The organism is Streptomyces sp. DH41, from assembly GCF_029813785.1.
In the GTDB taxonomy this organism is placed as follows: domain Bacteria; phylum Actinomycetota; class Actinomycetes; order Streptomycetales; family Streptomycetaceae; genus Streptomyces.
The window spans coordinates 188,026-213,081 of record NZ_JARVKY010000005.1; the positions used below are offsets into that span (position 1 = coordinate 188,026).

Annotated in this window: 26 protein-coding genes; 22 read left to right on the forward strand and 4 right to left on the reverse strand. The window is 73.0% G+C overall.

The genetic code is table 11. The features are described 5' to 3' along the window. Nucleotides 1-83 precede the first annotated feature (83 nt). The 8 genes from QC283_RS11450 (at nt 84) to QC283_RS11485 (ending at nt 11,466) form a co-directional block, all read left to right on the forward strand. Nucleotides 84-2,606, forward strand: coding sequence for an ATP-binding SpoIIE family protein phosphatase (locus tag QC283_RS11450; protein WP_279561319.1), 2,523 nt, complete (start codon nt 84-86; stop codon nt 2,604-2,606). Between the two features lie 148 nt (nt 2,607-2,754). Next, nucleotides 2,755-3,480 (forward strand): class I SAM-dependent methyltransferase, encoded by a 726-nt coding sequence (locus QC283_RS11455; RefSeq protein WP_279561320.1) that lies wholly within the window; start codon nt 2,755-2,757, stop codon nt 3,478-3,480. A 98-nt stretch (nt 3,481-3,578) separates the two neighbouring features. Then, the gene (locus QC283_RS11460) at nt 3,579-4,412 is read left to right on the forward strand and encodes a M55 family metallopeptidase (protein WP_279561321.1); all 834 of its coding nucleotides are present in this window, start codon (nt 3,579-3,581) and stop codon (nt 4,410-4,412) included. Further along, on the forward strand, nt 4,405-5,778 hold the full coding sequence (locus QC283_RS11465; RefSeq protein ID WP_279561322.1) for a M20/M25/M40 family metallo-hydrolase: 1,374 nt from the start codon (nt 4,405-4,407) through the stop codon (nt 5,776-5,778). Before QC283_RS11460 ends, QC283_RS11465 begins: the two co-directional genes overlap by 8 nt. Before the next feature lie 40 nt (nt 5,779-5,818). Then, a complete protein-coding gene (locus QC283_RS11470) occupies nt 5,819-7,786 on the forward strand; it encodes a prolyl oligopeptidase family serine peptidase (protein ID WP_279561323.1) in 1,968 nt (655 codons plus the stop codon). Nucleotides 7,787-7,800: 14 nt separating this feature from the next. Continuing rightward, entirely contained in the window at nt 7,801-8,727 is a 927-nt protein-coding gene (locus QC283_RS11475; protein WP_383526239.1) for a S66 peptidase family protein, read from the forward strand. Between the two features lie 41 nt (nt 8,728-8,768). After that, the gene (locus QC283_RS11480) at nt 8,769-9,395 is read left to right on the forward strand and encodes a GNAT family N-acetyltransferase (RefSeq protein WP_279561325.1); all 627 of its coding nucleotides are present in this window, start codon (nt 8,769-8,771) and stop codon (nt 9,393-9,395) included. Between the two features lie 91 nt (nt 9,396-9,486). After that, nucleotides 9,487-11,466: a DUF5107 domain-containing protein gene (locus QC283_RS11485; RefSeq protein WP_279561326.1), complete on the forward strand. Its 1,980-nt coding sequence runs from the start codon at nt 9,487-9,489 to the stop codon at nt 11,464-11,466. 27 nt (nt 11,467-11,493) lie between these two features. Here QC283_RS11485 and QC283_RS11490 read toward each other — a convergent pair whose 3' ends face one another. After that, the gene (locus QC283_RS11490) at nt 11,494-11,841 is read right to left on the reverse strand and encodes a VOC family protein (protein ID WP_279561327.1); all 348 of its coding nucleotides are present in this window, start codon (nt 11,839-11,841) and stop codon (nt 11,494-11,496) included. Between the two features lie 81 nt (nt 11,842-11,922). Between QC283_RS11490 and QC283_RS11495 the strand changes: the two genes are divergently transcribed. Then, nucleotides 11,923-12,456, forward strand: a complete 534-nt coding sequence (locus QC283_RS11495) for a phage holin family protein (protein WP_279561328.1) — start codon at nt 11,923-11,925, stop codon at nt 12,454-12,456. A 66-nt stretch (nt 12,457-12,522) separates the two neighbouring features. On the opposite strand, the gene QC283_RS11500 is transcribed toward QC283_RS11495, so the two are convergent. Then, complete coding sequence (locus tag QC283_RS11500; protein ID WP_279561329.1) at nt 12,523-13,485, reverse strand: LLM class F420-dependent oxidoreductase; 963 nt, start codon at nt 13,483-13,485, stop codon at nt 12,523-12,525. A 202-nt stretch (nt 13,486-13,687) separates the two neighbouring features. Here QC283_RS11500 and QC283_RS11505 point away from each other — a divergent pair, with 202 nt between their 5' ends. The 13 genes from QC283_RS11505 (at nt 13,688) to QC283_RS11565 (ending at nt 23,958) form a co-directional block, all read left to right on the forward strand. After that, a complete protein-coding gene (locus QC283_RS11505; RefSeq protein WP_279561330.1) occupies nt 13,688-15,598 on the forward strand; it encodes an NAD(P)/FAD-dependent oxidoreductase in 1,911 nt (636 codons plus the stop codon). After that, nucleotides 15,595-17,442, forward strand: coding sequence for a transketolase (locus QC283_RS11510; RefSeq protein WP_279561331.1), 1,848 nt, complete (start codon nt 15,595-15,597; stop codon nt 17,440-17,442). The genes QC283_RS11505 and QC283_RS11510 overlap by 4 nt, the downstream gene beginning before the upstream one ends. Next, nucleotides 17,439-18,389: a non-homologous end-joining DNA ligase gene (gene ligD, locus QC283_RS11515; RefSeq protein WP_279561332.1), complete on the forward strand. Its 951-nt coding sequence runs from the start codon at nt 17,439-17,441 to the stop codon at nt 18,387-18,389. Before QC283_RS11510 ends, ligD begins: the two co-directional genes overlap by 4 nt. A 102-nt stretch (nt 18,390-18,491) precedes the next feature. Then, entirely contained in the window at nt 18,492-18,872 is a 381-nt protein-coding gene (locus QC283_RS11520; RefSeq protein ID WP_279561333.1) for a gas vesicle protein GvpO, read from the forward strand. 62 nt (nt 18,873-18,934) lie between these two features. Then, entirely contained in the window at nt 18,935-19,378 is a 444-nt protein-coding gene (locus QC283_RS11525; protein WP_279561334.1) for a gas vesicle structural protein GvpA, read from the forward strand. Further along, a complete protein-coding gene (locus QC283_RS11530; RefSeq protein ID WP_279561335.1) occupies nt 19,375-20,148 on the forward strand; it encodes a GvpL/GvpF family gas vesicle protein in 774 nt (257 codons plus the stop codon). Before QC283_RS11525 ends, QC283_RS11530 begins: the two co-directional genes overlap by 4 nt. 4 nt (nt 20,149-20,152) lie before the next feature. Further along, nucleotides 20,153-20,416: a gas vesicle protein GvpG gene (locus tag QC283_RS11535; protein ID WP_279561336.1), complete on the forward strand. Its 264-nt coding sequence runs from the start codon at nt 20,153-20,155 to the stop codon at nt 20,414-20,416. After that, entirely contained in the window at nt 20,413-21,141 is a 729-nt protein-coding gene (locus QC283_RS11540) for a DNA primase (RefSeq protein ID WP_279561337.1), read from the forward strand. The genes QC283_RS11535 and QC283_RS11540 overlap by 4 nt, the downstream gene beginning before the upstream one ends. After that, complete coding sequence (locus tag QC283_RS11545; protein ID WP_279561338.1) at nt 21,138-22,352, forward strand: SRPBCC family protein; 1,215 nt, start codon at nt 21,138-21,140, stop codon at nt 22,350-22,352. The genes QC283_RS11540 and QC283_RS11545 overlap by 4 nt, the downstream gene beginning before the upstream one ends. Then, the gene (locus tag QC283_RS11550; RefSeq protein ID WP_279561339.1) at nt 22,349-22,678 is read left to right on the forward strand and encodes a gas vesicle protein; all 330 of its coding nucleotides are present in this window, start codon (nt 22,349-22,351) and stop codon (nt 22,676-22,678) included. Before QC283_RS11545 ends, QC283_RS11550 begins: the two co-directional genes overlap by 4 nt. Continuing rightward, the gene (locus tag QC283_RS11555) at nt 22,675-23,484 is read left to right on the forward strand and encodes a GvpL/GvpF family gas vesicle protein (protein ID WP_279561340.1); all 810 of its coding nucleotides are present in this window, start codon (nt 22,675-22,677) and stop codon (nt 23,482-23,484) included. Before QC283_RS11550 ends, QC283_RS11555 begins: the two co-directional genes overlap by 4 nt. Then, a complete protein-coding gene (locus QC283_RS11560; RefSeq protein WP_003972471.1) occupies nt 23,481-23,663 on the forward strand; it encodes a gas vesicle protein in 183 nt (60 codons plus the stop codon). Before QC283_RS11555 ends, QC283_RS11560 begins: the two co-directional genes overlap by 4 nt. Then, nucleotides 23,638-23,958: a gas vesicle protein K gene (locus QC283_RS11565; protein ID WP_279561341.1), complete on the forward strand. Its 321-nt coding sequence runs from the start codon at nt 23,638-23,640 to the stop codon at nt 23,956-23,958. Before QC283_RS11560 ends, QC283_RS11565 begins: the two co-directional genes overlap by 26 nt. A gap of 47 nt (nt 23,959-24,005) precedes the next feature. Here the strand turns inward: QC283_RS11565 and QC283_RS11570 are convergent, their stop codons facing one another. Further along, a complete protein-coding gene (locus QC283_RS11570; RefSeq protein ID WP_279561342.1) occupies nt 24,006-24,176 on the reverse strand; it encodes a hydrophobic protein in 171 nt (56 codons plus the stop codon). Nucleotides 24,177-24,229: 53 nt separating this feature from the next. Next, entirely contained in the window at nt 24,230-25,051 is an 822-nt protein-coding gene (locus QC283_RS11575; RefSeq protein WP_279561343.1) for a class I SAM-dependent methyltransferase, read from the reverse strand. Nucleotides 25,052-25,056 lie beyond the last annotated feature (5 nt).

Below are 25,056 nucleotides of genomic sequence, written 5' to 3' on the forward strand. Positions count from 1 at the left end.
CGCACACGGCCACCGGCCACCGCCGTACGGTGGTGACGGCGACACAGATCTCGCGGAGCCGTGGGGAGAGAGGGCCTGACGCCATGGACCATGGCACCCAGCGGGACGCACCTCCAGGCCGCCGGGCCGGACCCGGCGCCGTGCCCGCGGACCCCGTGGCCGGCCGTGTCCCGCTGGCCGTCGTCGTGGTCGACCGAGAGGGGCTGGTCTCCCACTGGAGCCGGGGCGCACGGCGGCTGTTCGCCCTGCCCAAGGAGGAGGCGATCGGCAGGCCCGCCCCCGACCTGCTGCCCGTCTCGGGCGTGCTCCCGGACGACGAGACCGAGGACGCCACCGCCTACGGCCGGTACGCGGCGTACGACGGCCTCGGGCCCGGCCTGGAGTCCTCCCTCGACGGACAGCTGTCCTACCCGGTGGCGGGCCGTGCCCGTCTGACCGTGCCGGGCAACGACCGCGTCGACGTGCTGTGGTGGGCGTACCCCCTGGTGGGGCCCGGGCGGGAACGGCTGCTCGTACTGGCCGCCGACGCGGACGGACTGCGGCGGGACCACACCGAAGGGCGCGCCGGGGGCCGGCCCACCCCGGAGACGAGGGCCGAGGAGTCGGCCGGCGACGGGCCGACCGTCGAACGGATCGCGCCCGGCTTCGCGCCGCACACCGACTTCCCCGGCGCCGGGGAACTCGCCCGCCGCCTCCCCGAGATCCTGCCCAGCATGAGCGTCGGCGAGAGCGCCCGCATCGTCGCGCAGGTCCTCGAACTGGGCTATCCGATCCTGGAGTTCAGCCGGAACGACCGGGTACCCGTCACTCCCGACTGGGGCGTGCCCCGGCGGGCCGGGCGCGGGGCGCGTCGCGAGCGGGCGGCCCGGGCACTGGCGGCCGGCGAGCCGGTACCGGACGACCTGCGGGACGAGGCCGAGGACCTGGAGTACGCCGCCGTACGCGAACGCCTGGAGTTCCTCAACGAGGTCAGCGGCCGGATCGGCACCTCGCTCGACCTCTCCCGGACCATCGTGGAGGTCAGCAAGGCGGTCGTCCCGCGCTTCACCGACGTCGCCGGAACCTACCTGCGCGAACAGGTCGTCGCCGGCGAGGGTTTCCCCGACGGCGTGCCGGACACGACGACGATGTGGCACCGGGTCGCCCTGGAGCACACCGACGAACCCGGCCGCTGGGACGACGTCGTACCGGTCGGCGAGGCCATGCCGTTCCCGGCGCACACCCCCTTCTTCCAGTGCATGACCAGTGGCGAGCCGGTCCTGGTGCCCCGCATCACCGAGGAGATGGGCCACGCCATCGCCTCCCAGTTCGAGAAGCGGGACATCCGGCCGCTCATCACGGGCCGCTCGATGCTGCTGGTGCCCCTGAAGGCACGCGACGTCGTCCTGGGCTTCATGATCCTGCTCCGGCACCCGGAGCGGCCCGTCTTCAACGACATGGACCGGGTCACCGGCGCCGAACTCGCCGCCCGCGCGGGCCTCGTCCTCGACAACGCGCGCATGTACACGTACCAGGAGAACGTCGCAGAGACGCTCCAGGACAGCATGCTGCCGCACATCCCCGCACACATGGCCGGCTGCGACATCTCCACCCGCTACCTGCCCGGCACCCTCCTCGGACGCGTCGGCGGCGACTGGTTCGACTCGGTCAAGCTGCCCGGTGCCCGCACCGCCCTCGTCGTCGGCGACGTGATGGGCCACGGCCTGGGCTCCGCCGCCATGATGGGCCAGTTGCGCACCGCCGTACAGACCATGGCCGGCCTCGACCTGCCGCCCGCCCAACTCCTGCGCAACCTCGACGACCTCGCCCAGCGGCTCGGCGACACCCACCTGGCGACCTGCCTGTACGCCGTCTACGACCCCATCGCCGGTGAGCTGCACCTCGCCAACGCCGGTCACATCCCGCCGGTCCTGGTGCGCGCCGAGGACGGCGCCAGTGAGCTGATCGACCTGCCCACGGGGGCGCCGATCGGGGTCGGTGGAGTGCCCTTCGAGTCGGTACGCGTACGCGTGGCGCCCGGCGACCGGCTGGTGATGTGCACCGACGGCCTGGTGGAGGTGCGCGGCGAGGACATCGGCGTGGGCCTCGCCGCCCTCTGCGAGTCCGCCGCCCACCCGGCCGCCTCCATGGACGACGCCTGCGACACCATCATCCGCGCGCTGGGCACGCGCGGGGGCCGCAAGGACGACGTGGCCCTGCTGATGGCCAGGCTCACCGGAATCCAGCCGGACGCCGTCGCCGAATGGCGCCTCGCCCGGGACCCGGCCGAGGTCGGCCGCGCCCGCGCGGCGGTCCGCGAGCAACTCCACGACTGGGGCCTGCCGAAGCTGGCCGACTCCGCCGAGCTGATGGCCGGCGAACTGGTCACCAACGCCGTACGGCACGCCCACGCCCGCCCCGTCGAGCTGCGTCTGGTCCGCGCCGACACGCTGCTGTGCGAGGTGGACGACGACGACCACGAACTGCCCGCGCTGCGCGGCGCCGGCCCGGACGACGAGGCCGGGCGCGGCCTGCGCGTCGTCAGCACCCTCGCCCGCGAGTGGGGAGCGAGCCGCACGAAGGCGGGCAAGACCGTCTGGTTCGAGCTGACGCTGCCCCGCCGCTGAACCGCCCCGCGCCACCCGGGGGCGCGCGCCGTTGGTATGTCCGGTGAAGGTATGCGCCGGGCGCTTGTGGCCGTGAGCGGGGCGCGGTACACCGTACGGGCTCGTCGCCTTCGGCGGGCCGTACGTCGTCGCAGGTGGGGAGACGGGCATGAGCGTGACGAGTCGGTACCGGGACGCCTGGGAGAGCTTCTGGAGCGAGGCGCCCGAAGGACAGGGGGCGGTGTTCTGGGACGCGGAGCCGATGCTGACCGCCGGCCGTCACCTGGCGCACTTCGAGCCACACCTGACCGACCCCGGCCTGCCCCTGATAGACCTCGGCTGCGGCAACGGCACCCAGACCCGCTACTTCGCGGACCGCTTCCCGCACGTCGTCGGCGCCGACCTGTCCGCCGCCGCCCTCGGCCACGCCCGCCACGCCGACCCCGCCGGCCGGGCGGCGTACCGGCGGCTGGACGCCGCCGACAAGGCCGAGACCAAGACGCTGCACGCGGAGCTGGGTGACGCCAACGTCTATGTGCGGGGCGTCCTGCACCAGTGCGAGCCCGACGACCGCCGGCCACTGGCCGACGCCCTGGCCGCACTCGTCGGCGAACGTGGCCGCGCCTTCCTGGTGGAGCCCTCCCAGGCCGCCAGGACCGTACTGACGGGGCTGGCCCAGGGCCCCGAGGGGCCGCCGGCCAAGCTCGCGCCCGTCCTCCGGCACGGCCTGACCCCCGGCGCGGTCCCCGACGAGGCGATACCGGAGTACCTGGCCGCGGCCGGCCTCACCGTCCTGGCGAGCGGCGAACTCCCGTTGATCACCACGGAGTACACACCGGACGGCGCCCGGATCGAGCTGCCGTCGACGTGGGTGGTGGCGGGGCGGCGCGCGTGACGGGGCGCACGGGGCGGTGACCAGCCATTGGTCTGGGCCGGTGAGAGTTTTCCACAGGCCTGGCTGCCATTCGGCACGACCGCGTAACGTGGCGCAGCATGAAGATCCTCATCAGCGCCGACATGGAAGGCGCCACCGGTGTCACCTGGCCGGCCGACGTGCTGCCGGGGACGCCGCAGTGGGAGCGGTGCCGGTCGATGTTCACCTCGGACGTGAACGCCGCCGTGCTGGGTTTCCTCGACGGCGGGGCCGACGAGGTGCTCGTCAACGAGGCGCACTGGACCATGCGCAACCTCCTCCTGGAGCGGCTCGACGAGCGGACGCAGATGCTCACCGGCCGGCACAAACCGCTGTCCATGGTGGAGGGCGTCCAGCACGGGGACGTGGACGGCATCGCCTTCGTCGGGTACCACGCGGGCGCCGGGATGGAGGGCGTCCTCGCGCACACCTTCCTCGCCAACCAGATCACCGGCGTCTGGCTGAACGACGTACGGGCCAGTGAGGGCCTGCTCAACGCGCACGTCGTCGCCGAGTACGGGGTGCCGGTGGTGCTCGTCACCGGGGACGACGTGGCGTGCGAGGACGCGCTCGGGTACGCGCCCGAGGCGCTGAAGGTCGCGGTCAAGGACCATGTGTCGCGGTACGCGGCCGTGTGCCGTACGCCGGCCAGGACCGCCGGTGACATCCGGGCGGCGGCCAAGGAGGCGGCGGCGCTCGCGGTGCGGCACGAGCCGGTGAACGGGGGGCCCTTCACCGTCGCCGTGGAGTTCGACGCCGAGCACCTGGCGGCGGCCTCGACCGTCGTGCCGGGCGTGGCCCGCGTCGCGGAGCGGAAGGTGGCGTACACCCACGACACCATGTTCGAGGCGATCCGTACCTTCAAGGCGGTCACGACGATCGCCTCGGCCGCGGTGGAGGAGCAGTATGGCTGAGCAGCGGGCCGTGAGCACATCCGAGGGCCCGTCCGACGGCCTGTCCGACGGCACGTCCGGGGGTACGGACGCCCAGGCGCTGGACGAGGTCGTGCGGTTCACCTCCGAGCTGATCCGGATCGACACGACGAACCGCGGCGGCGGTGACTGCCGGGAGCGCCCGGCCGCCGAGTACGCCGCCGCGCGGCTCGCCGAGGCCGGGATCGAGCCCACGCTGCTGGAACGCACCGAGGGCCGCACCAACGTCGTCGCCCGGATCGAGGGCACCGACCCGTCGGCCGGCGCGCTGCTCGTACACGGTCACCTGGACGTGGTGCCCGCCGAGGCCGCCGACTGGAGCGTCCACCCGTTCTCCGGGGAGATCCGCGACGGGGTCGTCTGGGGGCGCGGCGCCGTCGACATGAAGAACATGGACGCGATGATCCTGGCCGTCGCGCGCGACTGGGCCCGGCGTGGGGTACGTCCCCGGCGGGACGTCGTCATCGCGTTCACCGCGGACGAGGAGGCCAGCGCCGAGGACGGCTCCGGCTTCCTCGCCGACCGGCACGCCGCGCTGTTCGAGGGCTGCACCGAGGGTGTCAGCGAGTCGGGTGCGTTCACCTTCCACGACGGTGCCGGCCGGCAGTTCTACCCGATCGCCGCCGGGGAGCGCGGCACGGGCTGGCTCAAGCTCACCGCGCGGGGGCGGGCCGGCCACGGGTCCAAGGTGAACCGGGAGAACGCGGTCACCCGGCTCGCCGCGGCGATCACCCGCATCGGTGACCACGAGTGGCCGCTGCGCCTGACCCCGACCGTGCGCGCCGCCCTCACCGAACTCGCCGCCGTCTACGGCATCGAGACCGATCTGCGTGACGTCGACGCGCTGCTGGACAAGCTCGGGCCCGCCGCGGGGCTGGTCGAGGCCACCGTCCGCAACAGCAGCAACCCGACCATGCTGGACGCCGGCTACAAGGTCAACGTGATCCCCGGGCAGGCCGTCGCGTACGTCGACGGGCGCTTCCTGCACGGCTGCGAGGACGAGTTCCGCAGTACCCTCGACCGGCTCACGGGGCCGGACGTGGACTGGGAGTTCGCCCACCGCGAGGTCGCCCTCCAGGCGCCGGTGGACTCGCCGACGTACGCCCGGATGCGTGCCGCCGTCGAGGAGTTCGCCCCGGAGGGGCACGTGGTGCCGTACTGCATGTCCGGGGGGACGGACGCCAAGCAGTTCTCGCGGCTCGGCATCACCGGTTACGGCTTCGCGCCGCTGAAGCTGCCCGAGGGCTTCGACTACCAGGCCCTGTTCCACGGTGTCGACGAACGGGTCCCCGTCGAGGCGCTGCACTTCGGCGTACGCGTCCTCGACCGGTTCCTGCGCACGGCGTAGCGGACACCCTGGGACCGTTCGACAAGGATCTGGAGGAGAAGTGGGGAAGTCAGTGCCGACCCTGGCGTACGGATCGTGGCCCTCGCCCGTCGACGCGGCCCTCGCCGCCGCGCACGACGGACGGCCCGACGACGTGGGCCTCGTCGGCGACGAGGTGTGGTGGACCGCGCCCCGGCCCGCCGAGGGCGGCCGGCGCACCCTGGTGCGGCGGCACCCCGACGGCACCGAGGAGCCGGTGCTGCCCGCCCCCTGGAACGTGCGCAGCCGCGTCATCGAGTACGGCGGCCGGCCCTGGGCCGCGCACATGACCGGGACCGGGCCGCTGGTGGTCTTCGTGAACTTCGCCGACCAGCGGCTGTACGCCTACGAGCCGGGCGGCGGCGAGCCGCGTCCGCTGACACCCGTCTCGCCGGTGGGCGGCGGGCTGCGCTGGGCCGAGCCGGAGGTGCGTGACGAGTACGGCGAGGTCTGGTGCGTCCTGGAGGAGTTCACCGGCGACGGGCCCAGCGACGTGCGCCGGGTCCTGGCAGCGGTGCCGCTGGACGGCTCGGCGGCCGACGACCGGGACGCGGTTCGCGAACTCACGGGCGACCGGCACCGCTTCGTCACCGGCCCCCGCCTCTCGCCCGACGGGCGGCGCGCGGCCTGGCTCGCCTGGGACCACCCGCGTATGCCCTGGGACGGCACCGAGCTGATCGTCGCGGAGGTCGGCCCGGAGGGCACGTTCCGGGACGCGCGGACCGTCGCCGGCGGCCCCGAGGAGTCGATCGCCCAGGCGGACTGGGCCCCCGACGGCGCCCTGCTGTACGCCGGTGACCGCACCGGCTGGTGGAACCTCTACCGCGACGGGCAGCCGCTGTGCGCCCGCGAGGAGGAGTTCGGCGGGCCGCTGTGGAAGCTCGGCCAGCGCTGGTTCGCGCCGCTGGACAGCGGCCTGATCGCCGTCGTGCACGGCCGTGGCGCCACCGCCCTCGGCATACTCGACCCGGAGACCGGCGAGGTCGTCGACGCGGCGGGCCCCTGGACCGAGTTCGCGGGCACCCTCGCCGCGTACGGCGAGCGAGTGGTGGCCGTCGGCGCGAGTCCCCGCAGCTCCTACGAGGTGGTCGAACTGGACGCCCGTACCGGCCGGGCCCGGGTCGTCGGCGCCGCTCACGACGACGCCGTGGACCCGGCGTACTACCCCGAACCGCGGATCCGCACCTTCACCGGACCCGCCGGGCGGGAGATCCACGCCCACCTCTATCCGCCGCACAACCCGGGCTGCCGCGCACCGGACGGCGAGCTGCCGCCGTACGTCATCTGGGCGCACGGCGGTCCCACCAGCCGGTCGCCCCTCGTCCTCGACCTGGAGATCGCCTACTTCACCTCGCGCGGCATCGGCGTCGCGGAGGTCAACTACGGCGGCTCCACCGGGTACGGCCGGGAGTACCGCAACCGGCTGCGAGAGCAGTGGGGCGTCGTCGACGTCGAGGACTGCGCGGCCGTCGCCCTCGCCCTGGCGGAGGAGGGCACCGCCGACCGGGAGCGGCTCGCCGTGCGCGGTGGCAGTGCCGGTGGCTGGACGGCCGCCGCCTCGCTGGCCACGACCGACGTCTACGCCTGCGGCACGGTCATCTATCCGATCCTCGACCTGACGGGCTGGGGCACGGGGGAGACCCACGACTTCGAGTCGAGGTACCTGGAGAGCCTCATCGGCCCGTACGCCGACGTACCCGTCCGGTACGTCGAGCGGTCGCCCTCCGAGCACGCCGACCGGGTCACCGTGCCCTTCCTGCTCCTCCAGGGGCTCGACGACGTGATCTGCCCGCCCGTACAGTGCGAGCGGTTCCTCGCCCGCATGGACGGCCGGGGAGTGCCGCACGCGTACCTCGCCTTCGAGGGCGAGGGGCACGGATTCCGCCGGGCGGGGACCATGGTGCGCGCCCTGGAGGCCGAGCTCTCCCTCTACGCGCAGGTCTTCGGCCTCGACCCGCGCGGCATCCCGACCCTGGAGCTGACCGGATGAGGGAGGGGAGACCGGTGCGGGAGCTGACCCGGCCGGCCCGGCTCGCCCCCGGAGCCCGGGTGGCCGTCGTCGCGCCCAGCGGGCCCGTGCCCGAGGAGCGGCTGCAGGCGGGGCTGGACGTGCTGCGGGGCTGGGACCTCGACCCGGTCGTGGGGCCGCACGTCCTGGACCGGCACCGGGCCTTCGCCTACCTCGCGGGCACGGACGCCGACCGGGCCGCCGATCTCCAGGCCGCCTGGTGCGACCCGGCCGTGGACGCGGTGCTGTGCGCCCGCGGCGGGTACGGCGTCCAGCGCATGACCGACCTGCTCGACTGGGAGGCGATGCGCGCGGCCGGGCCGAAGGTGCTCGTCGGCTTCAGCGACATCACCGCGCTGCACGAGGCGTTCGCCACCCGGCTGGGCCTGGTCACGCTGCACGGGCCGATGGCCGCGGGGATCGACTTCCTCAAGAACGCGCGGGCGCAGGAGCATCTGAAGGCCACCCTGTTCGCCCCGGAGACGGTCCGCGTGATCGCCTCCGGCGGCAGCACCCCGATGGTCCCGGGCCGGGCGCGCGGCGTCACCCTCGGCGGCTGCCTCGCCCTGCTCGCCGCCGAACTGGGCACCCCGCACGCCCGCCCGTCCACACGCGGCGGGCTGCTGTGCCTGGAGGACGTGGGGGAGGAGACGTACCGGCTGGACCGCTACCTCACCCAGCTCCTGCGCGCCGGCCTGCTCGACGGGGTCGGCGGCGTGCTGCTCGGTTCGTGGCACGAGTGCGAGCCCTACGAGCGGCTGCGGCCCATGCTGGCCGACCGGCTCGGCGGCCTCGGTGTGCCGGTCGTCGAGGACTTCGGCTTCGGGCACTGCGAGGGGGCGCTGACCGTCCCGTTCGGAGTAACGGCGGAACTCGACGCGGACGCGGGCACCTTGACGCTGGACCGGCCGGCGCTGCGCTGACCGGCCCCGCGCGCGGCGACCCGGCGTCGTAGGCTGACGGAATGCCGCGCACCCCGTCCCCCATCCTCGCCGAGGGCCCCCGCGTGGTCGTACGGCACTTCACCCACGAGGACGGCGCCGAGTTCACCGCCAGGGCCCGTCAGAGCAAGGACCTGCACCACCCGTGGCTCTTCCCGCCGGACAGCGCCCGGGCGTACGACGCCTACGCGGCGCGGCTGATCGAGGACCCGACCAAGGCCGGGTTCCTGGTGTGCGAGAAGGACGCGAGCGGGACGGACAGCGGCGGGACGGACGGTGGCGAGGCGATCGGTCGCGAGGCGATCGGTGGCGGGGCGGACGGCGGTTCCATCGCCGGGTTCGTCAACATCAACAACATCGTCGAGGGCGGCTTCCGCAGCGGCGCGCTCGGCTACGGCGCCTTCGCGCACGCGGCGGGCCGCGGGCTGATGCGCGAGGGGCTGGACCTCGTCGTGCGGTACGCCTTCGGGCCGATGCGGCTGCACCGGCTGGAGATCAACGTGCAGCCGGGCAACGCCGCCTCGATCGCGCTGGCCCGCGCCTGCGGCTTCCACCTGGAGGGCTTCTCGCCGAGGATGCTCTACATCGACGGGGCCTGGCGCGACCACCAGCGTTGGGCGATCACCGCCGAGACCGTGACCTCCGGGTGATCCCCGTCGTGCCGAACGTGAGCGACATCGCGCGAACGTGACCGACGGCGCCCCTGTTCAGCGGGCCGGTGAGCGGCTTCCATGGGGAAGCGTGACGACGATCCGACGTGAGGTACTGACCCTGCCCGCCGCGCCGCTGGGACCGGACAACCCCCTGCCGCCGCTGCGCCCCCTGGACGAGGCCCACCGCATCGACGAACGCGACCGGGCCGCCCTGCCGCGCGACATGGCCCGCCAGGTCGACTACGAGCCGCTGCGCGGCCTGCTGCCCGTGCGGGTCCGGGACGGCTACGACCGGACCCGCGAGGCACGGGAGATCGATGCCCTCGTCATCGAGAACGACCGGCTGCGGGCCACCGTCCTGCCCGGTCTAGGCGGCCGCGTCGCCTCCCTCCACCACAAACCGACCGACCGCGAACTCCTCAACGTCAACCCCGTCCTCCAGCCCGCCAACTTCGCCCTCAACGGCGCCTGGTTCTCCGGCGGTATCGAGTGGAACATCGGCGCCACCGGCCACACCACCCTGTCCTGCTCGCCCCTTCACGCGGCCCGCGTGCCCGCCCCCGACGGCGGTCAGATGCTGCGCCTGTGGGAGTGGGAGCGGCTGCGCGACCTGCCCTTCCAGGTCGACCTGTGGCTGCCGGAGGGATCGGACTTCCTCCACGTCGGCGTCCGGATCCGCAACCCGCACGAACGCCCGGTGCCGACGTACTGGTGGTCCAACATCGCGGTCCCCGAGGAGCGACGTGTCCTCGCCCCGGCCGACGAGGCCTGGCACTTCGGCTACGAGCGGCGGCTGCGCCGCGTGAGCGTCCCGTCGTACGACGGGACCGACCGGACGTACCCGCTGAACAGCACCTACCCCGCCGACTACTTCTACGAGGTGCCGGACGGCCGGCGCCGCTGGATCGCCGCACTCGACGAACACGGGACCGGGCTCGTGCAGACGTCCACCGACGTGCTGCGCGGCCGCAAGCTGTTCGTGTGGGGCACCGGACCCGGCGGGCGGCGCTGGCAGGAGTGGCTCACCGAGCCCGGCACCGGCGGCTACTGCGAGATCCAGGCAGGGCTCGCCCGCACCCAGCTCGAGCACGTCAGGCTGGAGGCGGAGAGCGAGGTGTCGTGGCTGGAGGCCTACGGGCCGCTCGACGCGGCACCCGAGGGCGAGTGGCACACCGTACTGCGCGGGGCCGAGGACCGGCTGGAGACGGTCCTGCCGCGCGCCCGTGTGGACGCGGCGTACGAGGCATGGCGGCCCCACGCCGACGCCGAGCCCGGTGAGAGCCTCGCCACCGGCTCGGGCTGGGGCGCGCTCGAAGTGCTGCGCGCGGGCTGGAAGCTGCCCGGCACGCCCTTCGAGGAGAGCACCCTCGGCGACGAGCAGCGGCCCTGGCTGCACCTGCTGCGCGCCGGGTCGCTGCCCGGTCCCGAGCGTCATCGGCCGCCCGGAGACACGCTGGTCGCCCGGCCCTGGCGGGACATGCTGGAGACCACGGCCGCCACGCCGGTCGCCGAGTACCACCTCGGCATCGCACAGTGGCACGGCGGTGACCGGGCCCAGGCGGTACGCAGTTGGGAACGCGGCCTGAAGACCGCCACAGCCGGCTGGCCGCTGCTGCGCTGCCTCGCCGTCGCCGACCAGGAGGACGGCCACCACGAGCGGGCCGCCGACCGGTACACCGAGGCCTTCGACGACCTGTGCGAGCGGCTGGAGGAAGCGCGGGAGGAGAGGGACGATCGCGGCGGTGACGAGGAGTGGGCGGCCGTCGCCGCCGCGCTCGGCCGTGAGGCGATCGAGGCGCTGCTCGCCGTCGGGCGCACGGTGGACGCCCGTGCCGTGTGGGAGCGGCTGCGCCCCGCGACCCGGGCCCTCGGCCGGTTCCGGCTGACCGAGGCGGAGCTGCTGGCCGCCGAGGGCCGCCGCGAGGAGGCACGGGCCGTCTTCGACGAGGGCTTCGAGGTCGCCGACCTGCGGGAGGGCGCGGAGAGCATCGACCGGCTGTGGGCCCGGCTCGGCGACCAACCGCTCCCCGTCCGGCACGACTTCCGGATGCGGCCGGGCGGGAGGTGAGCCCGCCCGGCCCGCCGCTGTCCGCGGTTACGCCCGTCGGTCCACGTACTCGTAGATCGTCCCGTCCGGGTGCCGGGCGATCAGGTTGCGGCCCGCGGGTGTCGGGACCGGACCCGCGACGATGTCCGCGCCCAGCGAGGAGAGGACGCGGTGGGTCTCCTCGACGTCGGTCACGGCGATCGTCGCGGTGATCTTGCGCAGCACCTCGAGCTGGGACTCGGGCCCGCTCATCAGCAGGAAGCAGCCGACCGCGGCGACTTCGACACCGCCGCGCTCGGAGCGGTGGGCCCGGCCGCCGGCCAGTCCTTCGTAGAAGGGGATCGCCTTGTCCAGGTCGTCGACGTAGATGCGCAGTGTGGCTCCCAGAATGTCCATGCGGACGAGCCTAGTTGGCACAGGACGGGTCCAACGCACGGTCCGGCCCATGGAAGTTCCGCCTCCGGGTACCCGCGACGTATGGACCGCATGGATCACTTGGAACACCTGGACAAGCATCTGGTCGACGAACTGGCGCAGGTGGCACGCGAGACCGTGCGCGACGAGCTGCGTGAGCAGACGCGCAAGCAGCGCCGCAAGGCCACGCTGTACGCCGCGTCCGGTGCCGCCGCCCTGTACGCGGGTGCCGCGCTCGCGCTCACCGTGGGCCTGGCCCTCGCCGCCGGTATGCCCGACTGGGCCGCCGCGCTGATCACGGCCGCCCTCCTGGGCGTCGCGGCCTACCTGCTGCGCGGCGCGGCCCGGCCGGCGTCCGCCCACGGCCCGGGGCACGACCGCACCCTCGGCGGTGACGCGCCGGGTGGGCCGGCGAGCGGACTCGGCGTGCCTTACCCGCCGATGCCGCCCGTCGCGCCCGGCGGAGTCGGCGGCGCGACCGGCGCCCCGGGTGCGGGCACACCCGCACCGGGCGGCACCGGACCGGCGGCGCCGCGCCGGGACGACATCGACCCCGAGGCCCCGCACGGCACTCACGGCACTCACGGCCGAGGCTGACCGGCCGCGACCCGGCACGGCACGGCGCCCCCCGAGAATGGCTCGGGGGGCGCCGTGCCGTGCCGGTCAGGCGCTCCGCTGGAGCCGCGGCAGCACGGTCGTACGGTAGAAGTCGAAGAAGCCGCGCAGGTCGGGGCCGATCTGGTTGACGTAGACGCGGTCGAAGCCGGCGTCGGCGAACTTCCTCAGCTCCGCGACGTGTTCGTCCGCGTCGTCGCCGCACACCCGGTTGTCCCGGACCATGTCCTCGGTGACCAGGGTCTGCGCCTGCTCGAAGTGCTTGGGCGAGGGCAGCACCTGGCCCAGCTCGCCCGGCAGCTGCTCGTTGGCCCACAGCCGGTGCACGGTCCGTACCGCCTCGTCCCGGTCGGTGTCGTAGCAGACCTTGGTACCCCCGCTGACCAGTTTGCCGCCGCCCCCGCCCTTGCGGTACTGCTCCACCATCGAGGTGTCCGGCATCATCGTGATGTAGCCGTCGCCCACCCGGGACGCCAGCTTGGTCGCCGCCGGGCCGAAGCCGGAGATGTCGATCGGGACGGGCTCGTCCGGGACGGTGTACAGGCGGGCGTTCTCGACCGTGTAGTGCGTGCCGTGGTGGTTGACCTCCTCGCCGGTGAACAGCCGGCGCATGATCAGGATGGCCTCCTCCAGCATCTCCAGGCGTACGTGCGCGGCCGGCCACGCGTCACCGAAGATGTGCTCGTTCAGCGCCTCGCCGGTGCCGACGCCGAGCCGGAAGCGGCCGTCCGTCATCACCGCGCTGGTCGCCGCGGCCTGCGCCACGACCGCCGGGTGGATACGCACGGTCGGGCAGGTCACGGCCGTCTCGACGGGCAGGGACACCGCGTCGGACAGCGCGCCGATCACCGACCACACGAACGGGCTCTGCCCCTGCTCGCCGTTCCAGGGGTGGTAGTGGTCCGAGATCCACAGCGCCTGGAATCCGGCCTGCTCGGCCATCCGCGCCTGTTCGATCAACTCCGCCGGACCGTACTGCTCGCACGAGAGGAAATAGCCGTACTCGGGCATGGGGGGTTGCCTCCGGGACATGCAGCGGGTGGGTCCCGGCCCGGGTTACCCGGGGGCCCGGCCGGAAACCGGCGGTGCGGGGCCGCAGTACCGCGCGGGGGCCGTCGTATGGCGCCGCCGTACGGGCCCGGCGGACGTTTGGGTGCCCTGGTCAGGGGGACGCGGAAGGCTCACGAGGTACGCGACAGCCCGGAGGCGAACCGTGAGCCGACCCCGCATCGTTATCGTCGGTGCCGGCTTCGCCGGGTACCGGACGGCCCGCACCCTGTCCCGGCTCACCCGGCACCAGGCCGACATCACCCTGCTCAACCCGACCGACTACTTCCTCTACCTGCCCCTGCTGCCGCAGGTCGCCGCCGGCATCCTGGAACCCCGCCGGGTCAGTGTGTCCCTGTCGGGCACGCTGCCGCGCGTACGGCTGGTGCTCGGGGAGGCCGACGGCATCGACCTCGACGGGCGCACCGTGCACTACACCGGTCCCGAGGGCGACGAGGGCACCCTGTCCTACGACCGGCTGGTGCTCGCCGCGGGCAGCGTCAACAAGCTGCTGCCCATCCCCGGCGTCGCCGAGCACGCCCACGGCTTCCGCGGGCTGCCGGAGGCGCTCTATCTGCGCGACCACGTGACCCGGCAGGTGGAGCTGGCCGCCGCGGCCGGCGACCGCGCGGAGTGCGCCGCGCGGTGCACCTTCGTCGTGGTCGGGGCGGGATACACCGGTACGGAGGTCGCCGCGCACGGCCAGATGTACACCGACGCGCAGGTCCGCAAGCACCCGATGCGCACCGGTATGCGGCCCCGCTGGATGCTGCTGGACGTGGCGCCCCGGGTGCTGCCCGAGATGGACGAACGGCTCTCCCGCACCGCCGACCGGGTACTGCGGCAGCGGGGCGTCGACGTGCGGATGGGGATCTCCGTGAAGGAGGCCACGCACGACGGGGTCCTGCTGACCGACGGCACGAGCGTCGACACACGCACGCTGGTGTGGTGCGTGGGCGTACGGCCCGACCCCCTGGTGGAGTCCCTCGGGCTGCCCATGGAACGCGGCCGGCTGCTCGTGGACCCGCACCTCCAGGTGCCGGGGCGGTCCGAGCTGTTCGCGTGCGGTGACGTGGCCGCGGTGCCCGACCTGAACCGGCCCGGCCAGTACACGCCGATGACCGCACAGCACGCGTGGCGGCACGGCAAGGTCTGCGCGCGGAACGTCGCCGCGTCGCTCGGCGTCGGCGGAGAGCGGAGGACGTACCGCCACCGTGACATGGGGTTCGTCGTGGACCTGGGCGGCGCGAAGGCCGCCGCCAACCCGCTGGGGGTGCCGATGTCCGGTCCGGCGGCGGGCGCGGTCACGCGGGGCTACCACCTCGCGGCGATGCCGGGCAACCGGGTGCGGGTCGCCGCCGACTGGTTGCTCGACGCGGTACTGCCCCGCCAGGCGGTCCAGTTGGGCCTCGTACGGTCCTGGTCCGTGCCCCTGGAATCGGCGTCGCCGGAGGTGGCGCGGGTGCCGGGCGGGGCGGACACACGGAAGAAGGCGCAAGCGGCGGCCGGAGACGGCGCGGGGGGCGGAGACGGCCCCAAGTCCGCGCAGAGCCACCGGTCGAGCGCCGAGCCCGCCGACGCCAAGCCGACGACGCCGACGACGGGCACGCCCGGTGGTGAGCGGGCGAGGAACCAGCCCGGTGGTGAGCCCGCCAAGAACCAGCCGGGTGGTGAGCCCGCCAAGAAGCAGCCGGGTGGTGAGCCCGCCAAGAAGCAGCCCGGCGCTGAACCGGCCAAGGGGGGTCGTCCAGCCGACGCCACCGCCAAGTCACGCCCCGCCGGGCCGCCCGCCAAGCCGCCGTCCACCGCGGCGCCCGCCGAGCCGCCGTCCGCCAACGCGCCCGCCGAGCCACGGCGTCAACGGCGTCCGGGCGCGGCGCCGGGCAAGCCCCGGCCCACCGGTGCGGCGCACGGTAGGCCCCGGCCCACCGGAGCCGCGCCCACCCCCGCCCGGTCCGCCGGCGCGTCCGACGACCCCGGCCCCGAACCCCCGGCGGACCAGCCACCCCCCGGACCCGACATCGCCCCCGGCCCCGTCAAGCGCTCCGACGGACGTGGAGCGGAAGGAGACTCATGAACACCGGTGAACTCGTCGACCTCGGACAGCAGCTGCGCGTCGACAGCGTACGGACGTCCGCCGCCGCGGGCTCCGGACACCCGACCTCATCGATGTCCGCCGCGGACCTGATGGCCGTACTCCTGGCCAACCACCTCCGCTACGACTTCGAGCGCCCCGCCCACCCCGGCAACGACCGCTTCGTGCTCTCCAAGGGACACGCCTCACCCCTTCTCTACTCCGCCTACAAGGCGGCCGGCGCCATCGACGACGAGGAGCTGCTGACCTTCCGCAAGCTGGGCAGCCGCCTGGAGGGGCACCCCACCCCGCAGCGGCTGCCGTGGGTCGAGACGGCCACCGGTTCGCTCGGCCAGGGACTCCCCGTCGGTGTCGGCATCGCGCTGTCCGGCAAGCGGCTGGACCACGCCGACTACCGGGTGTGGGTGCTGTGCGGCGACAGCGAGATGGCCGAGGGATCCGTGTGGGAGGCCGCCGAGCACGCCGGGTACGAGCACCTCGACAACCTCACCGTGATCGTCGACGTCAACCGGCTCGGCCAGCGCGGTCAGACCCGGCACGGCCACGACCTCGACGCGTACGCGCGCCGATTCCGGGCCTTCGACTGGCACACGATCGAGATCGACGGCCACGACGTGGACGCCATCGACCGCGCCTACGGGGAGGCCCTGTCCACCAAGGGCCAGCCCACCGCGATCATCGCCCGCACCCTCAAGGGCAAGGGCGTCGAGGCCGTGGAGGACCGCGAGGGCCAGCACGGCAAGCCGCTCCCCGAGGCCGAGGAGGCCATCGCGGAACTCGGCGGCCCGCGCGACCTCACGGTCCGGGTGCAGGAGCCGCCTTCCGCACGGGCACTGCACTCGGCCGGCACCGGACAGACCGAGCTGCCCCGCTACGACGAGGGCGACGAGGTCGCCACCCGCAACGCCTTCGGAGAGGCGCTCGCCGCACTCGGCACCGCCCGCGGCGACGTCGTCGCCCTCGACGGCGAGGTGGGCGACTCCACCCGCGCCGAGTTCTTCGCCAAGGAACACCCCGAGCGCTACTTCGAGTGCTACATCGCCGAGCAGCAGATGGTCGCCACCGCGGTGGGCATGGTGGCACGCGGCTGGGTGCCGTACGCCACCACCTTCGCCGCCTTCCTGACCCGCGCCCACGACTTCGTGCGCATGGCGTCCGTCAGCGGCTCCGGTATCAACCTGGTCGGCTCCCACGCGGGTGTCGCCATCGGCCAGGACGGGCCCAGCCAGATGGGTCTGGAGGACCTCGCGATGATGCGGGCCATCCACGGCTCGACCGTGCTCTACCCGTGCGACGCCAACCAGGCCGCTCGCCTCGTCGTCGAGATGGCCGGCCTGGAGGGGATCCGCTACCTGCGCACCTCACGGGGCGAGAGCAAGGTGATCTACAGCCCCGACGAGGAGTTCCCCGTCGGCGGCAGCAAGGTGCTGCGTTCCTCCGACCGCGACCGGCTGACCGTCGTCGCGGCCGGCGTCACCCTGCACGAGGCGCTCGCCGCCGCCGACGCCCTCGGCCAGGACGGCATCGCGGTCCGGGTGATCGACCTGTACTCGGTCAAGCCCGTCGACCGGGACACCCTGCGCGAGGCCGCCGAGGACACCGGCTGTCTGCTGACCGTGGAGGACCACCGTCAGGAGGGCGGCATCGGCGACGCCGTCCTGGACGCCTTCTGCGACGGACGGCCCGTGCCCCGCCTGGTCAGGCTCGCCGTCGGGACGATGCCGGGCTCCGCCACCCCGGCCGAGGAGCTGCACGCCGCCGGGATCGACGCCGAGTCCATCGAGGCGGCCGCACGGATGCTGGTGGAGCAGGCGATCATCCCGTGAGCGGTGGCGCCGCACGGACCGTCCGGGCAGGCCGGCACACGGTGGAGGTCCACCGGCCGGACAAGGTGCTGTTCCCCACGGGCGAGGGCGGCGCCGGGGGAGACGGCGGCGCGAAGGAGGAGTACACCAAGGGCGACCTCGTCGACTACTACCGTGCCGTCGCCCCGTTCATGCTGCCGCACCTGCGGGGCCGTCCCCTGATGCTGGAGCGCCATCCGGACGGGGTCGACGGGCCGCGCTTCATGCAGAAGAACACTCCGGAGCACTACCCGGACTGGATCAGCCGCGTCGAGGTGGGCAAGGAGGGCGGCACCGTCTGCCACACCGTCTGCGACGACACCGCCACCCTCCTCTACCTCGCCGACCAGGCCGCCCTCACCCTGCACCGCTGGCTGTCCCGGGCCGGGCAGGTGAACCGGCCGGACCGGATGGTCTTCGACCTCGACCCGGCCGGCGACGACTTCGAGGCGGTACGGGAGGCGGCCCGGCTGCTGGGCGAGCTGCTCGACGAGCTGGAGCTGCCCTCGGCCCTCATGACCACCGGGTCCCGAGGACTCCACGTGGTCGTTCCCCTGAGTGTCAGTCAGGAATATGACGACGTACGGGAGTTCGCGCGCGACGTCGCCGAGGTGCTGGCCGCGGCCCATTCCGACCGGCTCACCACCGCCGCCCGCAAGAAGGACCGCGGCGAGCGGCTCTACCTCGACATCCAGCGCAACGCCTACGCGCAGACGGCGGTCGCCCCCTTCACCGTCCGCGCCCGGCCCGGCGCGCCCGTGGCGACTCCCATCTCCTGGGACCAGCTCGACGACCCCGCGCTGCACGCCCGGCGCTGGACGATCGCGGACGCCGTCGACCAGGCGCGCACCCGGCCCTGGGCCGGGTCCATGAGCCGCGCCCGGGCCCTGGGCCCCGCCCGGCGGCGGCTGAACGCCCTGCGCGGCTGAGCCGGCCCGGGGCCGTAGGGGGGGGCATCCGCGGGTGGCACATGCATGCGCCCGTGGAGGTTTGGCGAACACTCTTGCGGCCACACGGAGGGGGAGGTGGCCATGTCGAACACGAACAACACGTCCGAATCACAAGGCTCACAACAGAGTTCACGCAGAACACAGAAACCACAGAAGTCCCAAGAGTCGCAGGACGCACAGGAGTCGCGTCGGCCCCGGCCGATGGAGGTGCTGCGCGAGGCGCGCGCCCAACTGGCGGAGCTCACCGGAATGACCGCGGAGACGGTGTCGTCCTTCGAGCAGACGGAGGAGGGCTGGGCGCTGGAGGTCGAGGTTCTCGAGCTCGAGCGCGTGCCCGACACGATGAGCCTGATGGGGAGCTACCAGGTGGAGCTCGACGTCGAGGGGCAGCTCACGGGCTATCGCCGAGTCAGGCGCTACGAGCGCGGCCGGTCCGACGCCCGCGGGTCCGGCGGCCGCTAGGCGGTCCGCCGCAGACCGACTCAGCACACTCACACCCGAGAAAAGACGGAGGAACAGCAGGCATGACTGTCGTACCGGCACAACAGTCCGGCGGTGGAGGCGGCAGCAGCGGCCTTTACGACGTACTTGAGCTTGTTCTGGACAGGGGGCTCGTCATCGACGCATTCGTGCGCGTCTCCCTGGTCGGCATCGAGATCCTGAAGATCGACGTACGTATCGTCGTCGCGAGCGTCGACACCTATCTGCGCTTCGCCGAAGCGTGCAACCGGCTCGATCTGGAGGCCGGACCGCGCAAGGACCCGGGCCTGCCCGACCTGGTCGGGAAGATGACCGAGTCCGGCGCCAAGGGCAAGTCCAAGGGGGCGCTGTCCGGCGCCGCCGAGACCATATCCGACGCCTTCAAGCAGGCCCGCGACGAGGACGGCTCCGAGCGCGAGCGCGAGACCGCGTCGCGTCCGCGCGCCCGTAAGGCCGCGCCCTCGCGCCGGAAGGAGGAGCAGGAGTGAGTACGTACGTCTACGGCATCACCGCCGGCTCCCACCCCTCGCTGCCCGAGGGACTGGCCGGCGTCGGTGAACCACCGCGCGAGGTACGCGTCGTCGAGGCGGGTGGCCTGGCGGCCGTCGTCAGCGACGCGCCCGAGGGACTGCGCCCCAAGCGCAGGGAGCTGCTCGCCCACCAGAACGTGCTCAGCGAGGCGGGCGCGGGCGGCTGTGTGCTGCCCATGCGGTTCGGCAGCGTGGCTCCGGACGACAGCGCGGTCACCGGCGTCCTCGCCGAGCGGGCCGAGCACTACAAGGAACGCCTCGGGGCGCTGGACGGCCGGGTGGAGTACAACGTCAAGGCCAACCACGTCGAAGAGGCCGTGCTGCACCACGTGATGGCCGAGAACCCGGAGATCCGGGCCCTGGCCGAGTCCAACCGGCAGTCGGGTGGCGGCAGCTACGAGAGCAAGATCCAGCTCGGCGAGATGGTCGCGGCCGCGATCCAGGGCAAGGAGGCCGAGGACGCCTTGGTGCTGGAGCGCGCCCTGGAACCGGTCGCCGACGCGGTGAGCGTGGGCCCCGAGTCCACCGGGTGGCTGGCCAACGTCTCGTTCCTGGTGAAGCAGGACTCGGCCGAGGAGTTCCTCGCCGCCGTGGAACGGGCCCGCGGGGACATGCCGCACCTGGAGGTGCGTGTGAACGGACCCCTGCCGCCGTACAGCTTCGTCGAGCCCGGCCCGGCCGAGCCGGCGGGCACCGCGGCCGGCGGGGCTGACGCCGGAGCGGGGTGACGAGATGGGACTGATCTCGGAGGTTCTGCTGCTGCCGCTCGCCCCGGTGCGCGGCGGCGCGTGGGCCATCAGACAGGTGTTGAGCGAGGCCGAGCGGATCTACTACGACCCGGCCACGATCAGAGCCGAACTTGCCCGTCTGGAAGAGCAGTTGGAGGCCGGCGAGATCACGGAGGAGGAGTTCGACCGACAGGAGGACGAGCTTCTGGACCGGCTGGAGATCGCTACGCGCACGAGCGCGGGATTGGGCAACGGGACGGCGCCATGAATCGAGTGGGAATGGGCCTCGCGGTAGGGGCCGGCTATCTGCTGGGACGCACGAAGAAGCTGAAACTTGCGGTCGCCGTCGGCACCATGGTGGCCGGCAAGAAGATGAACCTGACGCCGAAGGGCATCGCCGAACTGGTCTCCACGCAGTTGCAGAACAACCCCCAGTTCAAGGAGATCGGGGACCAGCTGCGTACGGACCTGCGAGGCGTGGGCAAGGCGGCCTCGGGCGCCATGGTCGAGCGGCAGATCGACGCGCTCGCCGACCGCCTGCACGGCCGCACCGCCCAGGTGCGCGACCAGCTCGCCGGCGTGACGTCCCAGGTACCGGGCGTCGGATCCGACGACTCCGACGACTCCCGCGACTCCGAGGCCTCGGAGGACTCGGAGGAGCGCGCGGCGGACGACGACGAGCGCTACGAGGAGGACGAGCGGGAGGACGAGCCGGAGGAGGAGCGGACCGGGCGGGAGCGCGAGGAGCCAGGTCCGCAGCGACGGGAGCCGCGACGCGAGCGGGCCGCGAAGAAGGCCCCGCCCGAGGCGCGGAAGGCGGCCAGGAAGGCGCCCGCGCCCGCGAAGAAGGCGGCGGCCAAGGCACCCGCGAGGAAGGCCGCGGCCAAGCGCGCGCAGCCCGCGAAGAAGGCGGCCGGCAAGAAGGCGGCCGGGCCCAGGAGCGCCGCCCGCGGCGTGGGCACCCGGCAGTCGAAGGGCGGTGGTGAACGATGACCGACACTCTCGGTTCCGCGGCCTCCACGGCGGGCAAGGCCGCGAAGAAGAACCCGATCGCCGACGTGGCCCAGAGCGAGGCGGCGGACCGCCTCAAGGCGGAGGTGCAGGAGTACCTCGCCGCCCAGGTCACGCGGCTGCTGACCGGTGTCGGCACCAAGCTCGGGGAGACCACCGGCAAGCTGAACGACATCGCCGAGGGCAACAGCCCGGGATTCGCCAAGCTCGCCCTCGACGGCGGACGCAAGCTCGCCGAGGGCAAGGGCCCCATGCGGACCGCGTTCGAGGTCGGCGCCGGCAAGGTGAAGGACAACGTGGTCGGCGCCTTCAAGAACCTCGGCGGCGGCAAGGGCAGGAAGAAGGGCGGCGGCGGCCAGAAGCCGACCGTCATCATCGAGTACGTCGACGTCGGCGTACCGCTGCGCACGGCCTACGACCAGTGGACCCAGTACCAGGACTTCAGCACCTTCGCCAAGGGCGTCAAGAGCGCGAACCGCGCCGACGACACCTCGTCCGACTGGCAGCTGAAGGTCTTCTGGTCCAACCGCAGCTGGAAGGCGAAGACCACCGAGCAGGTGCCCGACGACCGGATCTCCTGGACGTCGGAGGGCGCCAAGGGCACGACGAAGGGCGTCGTCAGCTTCCACCGGCTGGCCGACAACCTGACCCGCGTGATCCTGGTCATCGAGTACTACCCCAAGGGCCTCTTCGAGAAGACAGGCAACATCTGGCGCGCCCAGGGCCGCCGGGCCCGCCTGGACCTGAAGAACTACGTCCGCCACATCACCCTCAAGGGCGAGGCGGACGACGGCTGGCGCGGCGAGATCCGCGACGGCGAGGTCGTCCGCAGCCACGAGGACGCCCTCGCCGAGGAGCAGGAGGGCGAGGAGCCCGGCGCGGAAGAGGAGGACCGGGAGGCCCGGGACGCCCCCGAGGACGAGGCTCGGTACGACGAGGACGAGGACGGGGACGACGAGAACGAGGACGAAGCCGAAGCCGGCTACGAGGAGGAGCCCGAGGGCGAGTACGAGGACGAGTACGAGGAGGACCCGGAGGGCGAGCTTGAGTCCGACTCCGACTCCGAGCCCGACTCCGACTCCGAGCCCGAGGGCGAGTACGAGGAGGAGGACAAGGAAGCCGGCGAGGACGAGTACCCGTCCCGTGACGCATACGACGATCACGAGGACGCCGACCGCGGGAGCCGTCGATGACCACGCCCAGCCGGCTGCCCGATCCCTACGGCGGCCAGGGACAGAGCGCCAACCTCGCCGACATCCTGGAACGGGTGCTCGACAAGGGAGTCGTCATCGCCGGCGACATCAAGATCAACCTGCTCGACATAGAGCTGCTCACCATCAAGCTGCGGCTCGTCGTCGCCTCCGTCGACAAGGCCAAGGAAATGGGCATCGACTGGTGGGAGAGCGACCCCGCACTCTCCTCGCGCGCCCGGCACGAGGAACTGACGAGGGAGAACGCCGAGTTGCGTGAACGCCTGCGCGAACTGGACCCGGGCCGCGTACCGAGGGAGGCGCCGTGACCGGACTGCGGTACGTCTACGCCGTCTGCCGCCCCTTCGACGCGGCCCTCCAGGCCCAGTTGACGGGGGTGGCGGGCGACCCGCCCCGGCTGCTGGCCCACCGCGACCTGGTCGCCGTGGTCAGTCATGTGCCCGAGGCCGACTTCTCCGAGGAGGCGCTGCGCGCCCACCTCGAGAACCTGGACTGGCTGGCCGGGACCGCCCGCGCCCACCAGCAGGTGATCGACGCGCTCACCGCCGTCACCACCCCGCTGCCGCTCCGGCTCGCCACCGTCTTCCGGGACGACAGCGGCGTGCGCGTGATGCTGGAGGAGCGGGAGGATGCCTTCCGGCGCACGCTCGACCGGCTGGACGGGCGGGTGGAATGGGGCGTCAAGGTGTACGTCGAGACAGAGCCCGAAAGGCCGGCCGGCCCGGCGGAGCCCGCCCCCAAGCCCGCCTCGGGCCGGGACTACCTGCGGCAGCGGCGCATGCGGACGCGGGCGAACGACGATCTGTGGTCCAAGGCGGAGGAGTTCGCCACGCGCCTGCACGAAACGCTTTCCTCCCGGGCCGACGACGCGCGGCTGCACGCGCCGCAGAATCCCAGCATTTCCGGCGCCGCCGGACGGAATGTTCTCAACGCCGCCTATCTGGTGCGCCGGGACGTCTCCGAGGAATTCGTGGAAAGGGTGGACCGGACGAAGGACGACGCGCCCGGAATTCGCGTGGAACTCACCGGTCCATGGGCCGCGTATTCATTCGCGGGTGACGAGGGCACCGGTGACGAGGCCGCCGGTGAGGAAGGTACGGGGGTGGGATCATGACCGTCGTCGAACGCCGGGAGATCGCCCTCGTCGACCTGCTGGACCGGCTGCTGGCCGGCGGCGTCGTCATCACCGGCGACGTCACGCTGCGCATCGCGGACGTCGACCTGGTCCGCATCGACCTGAACGCGCTGATCAGCTCGGTCAACCGCAATGTACCGTCGCCGTTCGGGGATTGACGTGAGTGAACATCCCGAGCCCCGCAAGCGCCTCGACCTCGAGCCCGACACGGTCGAGCGCGACCTGATCAAACTGGTGCTGACGGTCGTCGAGCTGCTGCGTCAGCTCATGGAACGGCAGGCGCTGCGCCGCGTCGACGAGGGCGACCTGAACGAGGAGCAGGAGGAGCGGATCGGGCTCACCCTGATGCTCCTCGACGACCGGATGACCGAACTGCGCGACCGCTACGGCCTGCGGCCCGAGGACCTGAACCTGGACCTCGGGCCGCTGGGACCGCTGCTGCCCCGGGAGTGAGCCTCCCGGGGCAGCAGCCTCGTCGCCTGTGGTTCGCCGTCAGCGGTTCACCACCGGTACCAGCGGCCCCTGCCGCCGCCGGCCTTCGTCCCGCGGGCCAGGAAACCCAGCAACCACAGGACCAGGACTGCCAGGGCAATCCACCAGAGAATCTTCACGGCGAATCCGGCACCGAAGAGAATGAGGGCGAGAAGCAGTACGATCAGAAGCGGAACCATAATGTGTACCTCCTGTCGTACTGCTTTCCCGAATTCCATCGATCAGGCGCCCGTCAGGCTTTCTTTCGGCACAGAATTTCCCCGTGCAGGACGCTGAACCAGCTCTCCGGCCGCTCGCCCCACTCCCGCCAGGCCGCCGCGACGGCCCGCAGCCGCTCCGTCGTCGCATGGCCGCCCCCGACGGCGAGCCCGGCGTATGCCGACGCGACGGTGCGGTCCGCCCACAGCCCGCTCCACCACTCCCGCTCCTCGGGCGTGGCGAAGGTCCAGGTGGCGGAGGTGGCCGTGATGTCCGTGAACCCCGCCTCGAGCGCCCAGGCCTTCAGCCGGCGTCCGGCGTCCGGCTCGCCCCCGTTGGCGCGGGCGACCCGGCGGTACAGGTCCAGCCAGTCGTCCATGCCCGGCAAGGCGGGGTACCAGGTCATGGCGCCGTAGTCGGAGTCGCGGACGGCGATGATCCCGCCGGGCCGCGCGACCCGCCTCATCTCGCGCAGGGCCTGGACCGGGTCGCCGACGTGCTGGAGGACCTGGTGGGCGTGGACCACGCAGAACGTGTCGTCCGGGTAGTCCAGCGCGTGCGCGTCGGCGACCGCGAAGGCGGTGTTGGCCAGCCCGCGTTCGGCAGCCGTGGCCCGGGCCCGCTCGACGATCTCAGGCGCTCGGTCCACGCCGGTGACATGACCCTGTGGGACCAGCTCCGCGAGGTCCGCGGTGATGGTGCCCGGGCCGCAGCCGATGTCCAGGACCCGCATGTGGGGCTTCAGGGATCCGAGCAGGTAGGCGGCGGAGTTGGCGGCGGTGCGCCAGGTGTGCGAGCGGAGCACGGACTCGTGGTGCCCGTGCGTGTAGACGGCGGTCTCCCGCGGCTTCGACATGGTGG

Excerpts from the sequence above, each read along its gene's own strand:
- QC283_RS11490 (WP_279561327.1), bottom strand. The coding sequence starts at position 11,841 with ATGGACATTCTGGGAGCCACACTGCGCATCTACGTCGACGACCTGGAC.
- QC283_RS11565 (WP_279561341.1), top strand. The coding sequence starts at position 23,638 with ATGTACCGTCGCCGTTCGGGGATTGACGTGAGTGAACATCCCGAGCCC.
- QC283_RS11500 (WP_279561329.1), bottom strand. The coding sequence starts at position 13,485 with ATGCCCGAGTACGGCTATTTCCTCTCGTGCGAGCAGTACGGTCCGGCG.
- QC283_RS11460 (WP_279561321.1), top strand. The coding sequence starts at position 3,579 with ATGAAGATCCTCATCAGCGCCGACATGGAAGGCGCCACCGGTGTCACC.
- QC283_RS11465 (WP_279561322.1), top strand. The coding sequence starts at position 4,405 with ATGGCTGAGCAGCGGGCCGTGAGCACATCCGAGGGCCCGTCCGACGGC.
- QC283_RS11450 (WP_279561319.1), top strand. The coding sequence starts at position 84 with ATGGACCATGGCACCCAGCGGGACGCACCTCCAGGCCGCCGGGCCGGA.
- QC283_RS11575 (WP_279561343.1), bottom strand. The coding sequence starts at position 25,051 with ATGTCGAAGCCGCGGGAGACCGCCGTCTACACGCACGGGCACCACGAG.
- QC283_RS11480 (WP_279561325.1), top strand. The coding sequence starts at position 8,769 with ATGCCGCGCACCCCGTCCCCCATCCTCGCCGAGGGCCCCCGCGTGGTC.
- QC283_RS11510 (WP_279561331.1), top strand. The coding sequence starts at position 15,595 with ATGAACACCGGTGAACTCGTCGACCTCGGACAGCAGCTGCGCGTCGAC.
- QC283_RS11535 (WP_279561336.1), top strand. The coding sequence starts at position 20,153 with ATGGGACTGATCTCGGAGGTTCTGCTGCTGCCGCTCGCCCCGGTGCGC.
- QC283_RS11570 (WP_279561342.1), bottom strand. The coding sequence starts at position 24,176 with ATGGTTCCGCTTCTGATCGTACTGCTTCTCGCCCTCATTCTCTTCGGT.
- QC283_RS11525 (WP_279561334.1), top strand. The coding sequence starts at position 18,935 with ATGACTGTCGTACCGGCACAACAGTCCGGCGGTGGAGGCGGCAGCAGC.
- QC283_RS11545 (WP_279561338.1), top strand. The coding sequence starts at position 21,138 with ATGACCGACACTCTCGGTTCCGCGGCCTCCACGGCGGGCAAGGCCGCG.
- QC283_RS11455 (WP_279561320.1), top strand. The coding sequence starts at position 2,755 with ATGAGCGTGACGAGTCGGTACCGGGACGCCTGGGAGAGCTTCTGGAGC.
- QC283_RS11560 (WP_003972471.1), top strand. The coding sequence starts at position 23,481 with ATGACCGTCGTCGAACGCCGGGAGATCGCCCTCGTCGACCTGCTGGAC.
- QC283_RS11550 (WP_279561339.1), top strand. The coding sequence starts at position 22,349 with ATGACCACGCCCAGCCGGCTGCCCGATCCCTACGGCGGCCAGGGACAG.
- QC283_RS11540 (WP_279561337.1), top strand. The coding sequence starts at position 20,413 with ATGAATCGAGTGGGAATGGGCCTCGCGGTAGGGGCCGGCTATCTGCTG.
- QC283_RS11520 (WP_279561333.1), top strand. The coding sequence starts at position 18,492 with ATGTCGAACACGAACAACACGTCCGAATCACAAGGCTCACAACAGAGT.
- QC283_RS11495 (WP_279561328.1), top strand. The coding sequence starts at position 11,923 with ATGGACCGCATGGATCACTTGGAACACCTGGACAAGCATCTGGTCGAC.